We start from the raw sequence: 7,568 nt of genomic DNA, 5'->3' as shown, positions 1-7,568 counted from the left end.
CAGAGAACAGAATCAAGGAACTGAAATACGATTTTTCTATAGACGACTTCGTATCGCACAACTTCTGGGCGACAGAAGCCTGCGGCAATTTCATAATCATGGCATACAACTTCATGTCGCTGTTTCGCCATGCATTGATGAACTCCGACAAAAAGAAGTTCCTCAAGACAATCCGCTACGAACTGATATCAACACCCGCATATCTGGGAAAGACAAAAAACAAGCACATTCTGTACTTGGCCAGGTCGTTGAAAACACGACGATCCTTCCTCTCGATATGGGAAAAACTAAAGGTTTTCTCTCTGCCATACAGCACCGAGAAATCCTAATGACCGATTTGGGATAAATATATGTACCTGAAATATAACTGGATTGAAGTCGAGCAAGTATAAATAGGCACACGACTGAAAGTATGTACCATTTTATTGTGTAGCAAGCTTTTAGAATCTTTATTATCATCATTTTTTATTTACTTTACACTCTCAATTCAGAATTGTCAACTGTCCATTGTCAATTCTGCTTTTTCAATTTTCAATTCCGAATTGTCCATTGTCAATTGTGAATTGTCAATTTGAAACCTATTTCAGCACCAGAATCTTGGTAGCCGCGCCATTCTTCAGCTCGCTGTCGCCTATGAGTACGAAGTACACGCCCGAAGCCACCTTGCTTCCGTTGCCGTTCTTGCCGTTCCACACAAACTGACCGCCAGTCGATGTGCCCTCAGCCATAAGCTGTCCCGCCGTGTTTACGATTTTCACCTTGCTGTCGAATGTAAGTCCCTTGATAGTTATGTATCCGTCGTAATCAGGTTTCACGGGGTTAGGGTAAGCATAGATATTGGCCGCGTCGAGCGATTCTGACGCCTCAGAAGCCTCGCTTTTGTACGAAACCATACCTTTGTCCGTCGCGATGAAAACCGTGCCGTCCTGCGCCACTTTTATGTCGCTTATCGAGTTGGCAATAAGAGGACTATTCTCTGTCGTGAAGTGTTCAATCTGCGTAAGGCAGTCTGCGCTGAACAGGAACACGCCGTTCTCCGTACCGAACCATTTGCGGTTGGCACCATCTACGGCTATTGTGTTTATTCTGATGTTGTCGAGAAGATAGTCGGCATAGTTTGTGCCGTCGTTGCGCGGAATCTTAACCTGCGTCAGGGCGGTGGTGCTGTTGCCGTTCTGAATGTATTTCGTCGGGTTCTTTATAACCAGCGGACCGACATTCGTTCCAATCCAAATCTGCCCCTTCATGTCCTCGGCAATGCAGTTTATCGTCTCCGTCTGTATGTGTATGCCGTCTTGGTTCGTCAGTTCCTTGGTGTTGAGGCTCTTGTCGTCGCTGCTGTCGTCGATGGTATTGTTTGTGTCAACGCAGAAGAAGCCGTTGCTGCCCCAATGTAGCGTTCCCCACAGCAGACCGTTGCTTTGCAGAATGATGTTGTTGCAATATTGCTCCTTGCAGATGTCATTCAGTTCAATCTGCTTCCAAGTGCCGTCGGCTGTCAGAATCTTGAGCGGACAGTCGAAATTGTTGTTCTTAATATCGGTAATGGTGTTGGTAAACAGAAGGTTGCCGTTGCGGTCGTAAATGGCGCTGTTGAGCCATGTGTAGTACGGATTTCCGTAGAGCGTGTGAATGGTGTTGTCCTCGTCGGCAGCCTTGTGCAGTTTTACAATCTTGCCGTCGCGGAACTCGTAGAGGCCGTATCCCGTGGCGGTAATGTAGTGGTGATTGCCGTCCTTCGGGTCTTGCGCAATAGACGTAGGGTTTACGAACGGATAGCCCGTGACGTCGCTTACCGTCTTGCCGTAGTCGAAGTTGAGCCATCTGTCGGCATCCTTGATATACTTGGCGGCATATCCGTCGTTGTCGTAGTATATTCCGTCGAAATGATGCTTTCCCGACACAAAGCAAACGCCGTCGGGGGTTACAGACATCTTGTAAACCTTGTTGGTTATCGGACTGTCGGGGATGATGCTGTTAACCTTTATGTTAAGCCCCTTCTCCGCGCTGTATTCGTAGGCTATCAGACCGTTGTAGCCCTCGGCACTCCAATACAGATTGTTGGCGTAGGCAACATAGTTGGTAGGGAAGCGGATTTCGCTGGCTTCGAGAGCCTCGTTGATAAGAAACTGATGCTGCGTGCCCAGAACCCACAGGCTTCCGTTGCACTCGCACGCATAGTTAAGCGAGTTTGAAGGGTCTGAAACGTAAGCCTTGCTCAGACTGGCGTTGTATATGGCATCGCCAAACATGTAAAGAAGTTGGTTCTTGTAGTTTATTATCTGCTTTGGACTTGCCGGCATTATCTTCTGCCAGTTGTTCTTGTCGAGCAGATTGTCTGCCGTATTTCCGGCGTAGACTCCGTCGCCTGTAGATGTATAGATATGATTGTCGATGATGGTGCTCGAAAGCACCTTCTGCCCAAAGTTGTAGTTGCTGCTGAACTCGCGACGCTTTACATCGAGCAGGAGCAGTCCGTTGTTGGTAGACAGATATGCCGTGCTGCCAATAACGCTCACGCTGTTTATCGTCTTGTCGCTCACATCCTTCAGTCTGAAGTCGGATATGTTGTAGACCTCGTTATCGTCGTACAGAAGGTCGATGTTGGCGTTGCTGTAGATGACAACAAGAGCCTTCTGCTCGGCGCAGTAGGCTATGTCGGCAATGTTATCGTCGGTAAGATAGTTGCTCTTGTCGAAGGTTATAACCTCGCTGTCGGATGTGTTGTAAGAGAATATAGAGCCATTGCACAGGGCGTAGATTACACCATTGCCGGCAACGCACTTGGTTGCGTTGTGGTACGACTTGTAGATGCGCCATTCGCCGATTTTCTGCGCATTTGCACAGACGGTAATCAGCAGAACCAGTGCAATGGCAATATATTTCTTCATTAACTTTTATTTGTTTAGATATTCAACCAGTTTGGCTACGGCGCGCGCCCTGTGGCTGATTTTGTTCTTCACCTCAGCCCCCAGTTCGGCAAACGACTCGCTGTATTGCTCGGGCGAGAAGACAGGGTCGTAGCCAAAGCCCTCGCTGCCTCGCTTCTCCGTAAGGATATCGCCCTTTACGATGCCCTCGAAGAGATGCTGCTCGCCATTAAGTAATAACGCGATAACCGTGCGAAATTGTGCGCTGCGGTCATTTTTTCCTTCCAGTTCCTTCAGAAGTTTGTTCATGTTGGCTTCCGAGTCGTGGTCGGTATTCTCGGCATATCGTGCCGTGTGTACACCCGGAGCACCGCCCAGCGCGCTCACCTCCAGACCCGTGTCGTCGGCAAAGCAGTCGTAGCCGTAGTGCTCCTTTATGTACATAGCCTTCTGAAGGGCGTTGCCCTCCAGAGTGTCGGCTGTCTCGGGAATTTCGTCGTGACAGTCTATGTCGTTGAGCGAGAGAATCTCTATCTTGTTGCCCAATATGGCGCGAATCTCATCGAGTTTGTGCGCGTTGTTTGTAGCGAATACTAACTTCATCTGTCCTTATGCCTTTGGTTTTAGCACGATGTTCACAATCTTGTTAGGCACAACGATGACCTTTACAACGTTGAATCCGTCGAGGTACTTCTGAGCCTGAGGGTCGCTGAGCGCAGCCTCCTGTATGGCCTCGTTGGTAGAGCCGGCAGGGAACTGCATTGTGAAGCGTGTCTTTCCGTTGAACGAGATGCTCAGCGTTACGCTGTCTTCCTTCAGGTAATCCTCGTTGAACTCAGGCCACTTGGCATCGCATACCGATGTAGTGTTGCCCAGAGCCTCCCACAGTTCCTCGGCAAGGAATGGGGCAAACGGAGCGATAAGGACAACGATGTCCTTTAGGGCTGCCTTGTGGCGCACCTTTATCTGCTGAAGCTCGTTTACGCAAATCATGAACGCCGAGATGCTGGTGTTGTAAGAGAAGTTCTCAATGTCGCCAGTAACCTTCTTGATAAGTTTGTGAACAGCCTTCAGCTCATCCTTTGAAGCCTCGCCGTCCTCTGGCAGGAACTTGTCGTCGCGACTGTAGAACAAGCCCCACAGCTTCTTGATGAAGCGGTGGCAACCGTCAATACCGTTTGTATCCCAAGGTTTAGACTGCTCAACAGGACCGAGGAACATCTCGTACAGACGCAGAGTGTCGGCTCCGAACTTCTCTACAATCATATCCGGGTTAACCACGTTGAACATAGACTTGCTCATCTTCTCGATAGCCCATCCGCAGATGTACTTGCCGTCGGCATTAAGCTTGAACTCGGCGTTGTTGTATTCTGGTCGCCAGTTCTTGAATGCCTCTACGTCGAGGATGTCGTTGCTAACGATGTTCACATCAACGTGTATTGGTGTAACATCATCCATATTCTCAATCATGTCGAGAGATATGAACGTGTTGGTATCTTTTATACGGTAAACGAAGTTGCTTCGTCCCTGAATCATACCTTGATTAACGAGCTTCTGGAACGGCTCTTCCTTAACGCTGAATCCGTAGTCGAACAGGAACTTGTTCCAGAAACGGCTGTAGATGAGGTGTCCTGTTGCGTGCTCAGTACCGCCAACGTAGAGGTCTACGTTCTGCCAGTAGTTCTCGTTCTTCTCCGAAACGATGCGCTCATGGTTGCGTGGGTCCATATAGCGCAGGTAGTAGGCCGATGAACCTGCAAATCCCGGCATGGTGTTCAGTTCGATAGGGAACACGGTCTTGCCGTCAATCTTTGAGTTCTCTACAACCTGCTTGTTAACCTCGTCCCAAGCCCACTTGGTAGCGTTGCCCAATGGAGGCTCGCCTGTCTCGGTAGGGAGGAACTTGTCAACCTCAGGCAGTTCGAGCGGCAGACACTCCTCAGGAATCATGCAAGGCATTCCGTCCTTGTAGTACACAGGGAACGGCTCGCCCCAGTATCTCTGGCGAGAGAAGATGGCATCGCGCAGACGGTAGTTAACCTTTACGCGTCCCAGATTATTCTCTTTTACGAATTTCTTTGTTGCGGCGATAGCCTCCTTTACTGTCAGACCGTTGAGGCTGAAATTGACGTACGGCTTTGCGTCCTTGCGTGGTGAGTTGGTAACGATACCTTCCTTGGCATCGTAACTCTCTTCAGACACGTCGCAGCCCTCGATAAGCGGAATGATAGGCAGGTTGAAGTGCTTTGCAAATGCATAGTCGCGGCTGTCGTGAGCAGGTACAGCCATGATTGCGCCCGTTCCGTAGCCTGCAAGCACATAGTCTGAAATCCAGATTGGAATCTCGTCGCCCGTCATTGGGTTGATGGCGTATGAGCCAGAGAACACGCCCGATACCTTGCGGTCGGCAATACGCTCGCGCTCTGTACGCTTCTTTGTTGCATCAAGATAAGCGTCAACCTCAGCCTTCTGTGCTGCTGTAGTAACCTTTGCAACATACTCGCTCTCGGGAGCAAGAACCATGAAGGTTACGCCGAACATTGTATCGGCACGGGTTGTGAAGATTGTAAACTCAGTATCGCTGTCCTTAACCTTGAACTGAACCTCAGTACCCTCTGAGCGTCCAATCCAGTTGCGCTGAACCTCCTTGATAGAGTCGGTCCAGTCAACTGTCTCCAGTCCGTCGAGCAGTCTCTGTGCGTAGGCAGAGATACGCAGACACCATTGCTGCATCTTCTTCTGCACCACAGGGTATCCGCCGCGCTCCGAAACGCCGTCGACAACCTCGTCGTTGGCAAGCACCGTACCCAGCTTAGGACACCAGTTAACCATTGTCTCGCCAAGGTATGCAATACGATAGTTCATCAGAACCTCGTTCTTCTTCTTCTCGTCCCACGAGTTCCACTCGTCGGCAGTAAAGCGCAGCTCCTCGCTCTCGGCAACGTCAAGGCCTTGGTTTCCCTCGGTCTCGAAATGCTTTACAAGAGTGCTGATAGGCATTGCCTTCTGCTCCTTGTTGCAGTAGAACGAGTTGAACATCTTCTGGAATGCCCACTGAGTCCACTGGTAGTACTCTGGGTCGCAGGTTCTGATTTCGCGGCTCCAGTCAAAGCAGAAGCCAATCTTCTCGAGCTGCTCGCGGTATCTGTTGATGTTGTTTACCGTTGTGATGGCAGGGTGCTGACCTGTCTGTATGGCATACTGCTCGGCAGGAAGTCCGTAAGAGTCGTATCCCATTGGGTTGAGCACGTTGTAGCCCTGAAGGCGCTTGAAGCGTGCGTAGATATCAGAGGCAATATAGCCAAGCGGATGTCCCACATGCAGTCCTGCTCCCGATGGATAAGGGAACATGTTAAGTACATAGAACTTCTTCTTGTTCTCGTCTTCTGTCACTTTGTAAGTCTGCTGGTCAATCCATCTCTGGTGCCATTTTTTCTCTATTTCTCTGAAATTGTATTCCATTTTATTCGTTTTTCTACTTTGACCGCAAAATTATAATAAAAATGTTAATCTGTTGATATTTTTATTTATTTTTGTGCTGTTTGAAACTAATATGCGCGTAATAATGAAATATATAGAAAGGCTGCTCAATTATCTGCTTCGCGACAACCGCCTCTTCCCCGGCCGTGGACTGAAGCAGAAACTGTATAACATGATTTTCGGAGCTGATACATTCACGGGCAAGGCGTTCGACATAATTCTGATGGCAAGCATTCTTTTAAGCGTGCTGTTTACCATCTTCGAGAGCATGATGATGTCCGACAGTCTGCTGCGCCTTATCCTGTTCTATTCGGAGTGGTTCTTCATCGTGTTCTTTACGTTCGAGTATATTGCGCGTGTGTATTGCTCTCCCAACCGCAAGGAGTACATACTCAGCTTCTTTGGCATCATCGACCTTCTGTCAATCTTGCCGTTCTACACTTCGTTCTTCTTCCACGGAGCGCACTATCTGCCGGTGCTCAGGGTGTTCCGCCTTATCCGCGTGTTCCGTGTGTTCAAGCTGTTCAACTATCTCGAAGAGGGTAACCTCATCTTGGTGGCTCTGCACAAGAGTATGCGCAAGATTATGGTGTTCTTCATGTTCGTGCTGGTTATGGTTATTGCCATGGGAACGGTTATGTATGCCGTTGAGGGCAGGGTGCCGGGAACGCAGTTTACCAACATTCCGCACAGCATTTATTGGGCTATCGTTACGGTAACAACGGTGGGCTATGGCGATATGGCTCCTGTTACATCGGTAGGTCGCTTTATTGCGAGTTTTGTTATGCTGTTTGGCTATGCCATCATTGCCGTGCCTACCGGAATCGTTTCTGCCAATATTGCCGACACCAACAGAATGCACCGCCACAAGAAGGAGAAGCACAATATCTGTCCTAAATGCCACCGCTATTGTGGCGACGACCCAGACGCCAAGTTCTGCAAGTTCTGCGGAACGAAGTTCGAGGAGAAGATTGAATAGAATTCTGTTCTGAGTTGAAACTTGAAAATTGAAAAATGCAGAGGCAATTCATAATTGACAATTCACAATTGACAATTAGTAAGTAGAATATTCTTAAGTTGATAATTTAGGATTTGTAACGGACAATTTCGCCAGAAATTGTCCGAACGTCGTAGGAACGTCGTAGGAACGTCGTAGGAACGTCGTAGGAACGTCGTAGGAACGTCGTAGGAACGTCGTAGGAACGTCGTAGGAACGTC

At 48.9% G+C, this 7,568-nt stretch carries 5 protein-coding genes; 2 read left to right on the top strand and 3 right to left on the bottom strand.

The genetic code is table 11. From position 1 onward, the window contains the following. Positions 1-329, top strand: a 329-nt coding sequence (locus T538_RS0113230; protein ID WP_031540988.1) for a transposase, incomplete at its 5' end; no start/stop codon positions are given. A gap of 249 nt (positions 330-578) precedes the next feature. Here T538_RS0113230 and T538_RS0113225 read toward each other — a convergent pair. Genes T538_RS0113225 through leuS form a run of 3 tightly spaced genes read right to left on the bottom strand, consistent with a single transcriptional unit; the run spans position 579 to position 6,332 of the window. Beyond that, positions 579-2,891, bottom strand: coding sequence for a type IX secretion system anionic LPS delivery protein PorZ (locus T538_RS0113225; protein WP_031534421.1), 2,313 nt, complete (start codon positions 2,889-2,891; stop codon positions 579-581). A gap of 6 nt (positions 2,892-2,897) precedes the next feature. Further along, the gene (locus T538_RS0113220) at positions 2,898-3,473 is read right to left on the bottom strand and encodes a non-canonical purine NTP diphosphatase (RefSeq protein ID WP_031534419.1); all 576 of its coding nucleotides are present in this window, start codon (positions 3,471-3,473) and stop codon (positions 2,898-2,900) included. A gap of 6 nt (positions 3,474-3,479) precedes the next feature. Next, on the bottom strand, positions 3,480-6,332 hold the full coding sequence (leuS, locus tag T538_RS0113215) for a leucine--tRNA ligase (RefSeq protein WP_031534417.1): 2,853 nt from the start codon (positions 6,330-6,332) through the stop codon (positions 3,480-3,482). Positions 6,333-6,435: 103 nt separating this feature from the next. Here leuS and T538_RS0113210 point away from each other — a divergent pair, with 103 nt between their 5' ends. Next, positions 6,436-7,329 carry an ion transporter gene (locus T538_RS0113210; protein WP_031534415.1) on the top strand — a complete coding sequence of 298 codons (894 nt, stop codon included), beginning with the start codon at positions 6,436-6,438 and terminating at the stop codon, positions 7,327-7,329. The last annotated feature ends 239 nt before the right edge of the window (positions 7,330-7,568 follow it).

Origin of the sequence: Bacteroides sp. Ga6A2 (assembly GCF_000702225.1) — a bacterium.
Taxonomy (GTDB): domain Bacteria; phylum Bacteroidota; class Bacteroidia; order Bacteroidales; family Bacteroidaceae; genus Ga6A1.
The sequence above is the reverse complement of the archived record's forward strand: the minus strand, read 5'-3'. Positions and strand labels throughout refer to the sequence as shown.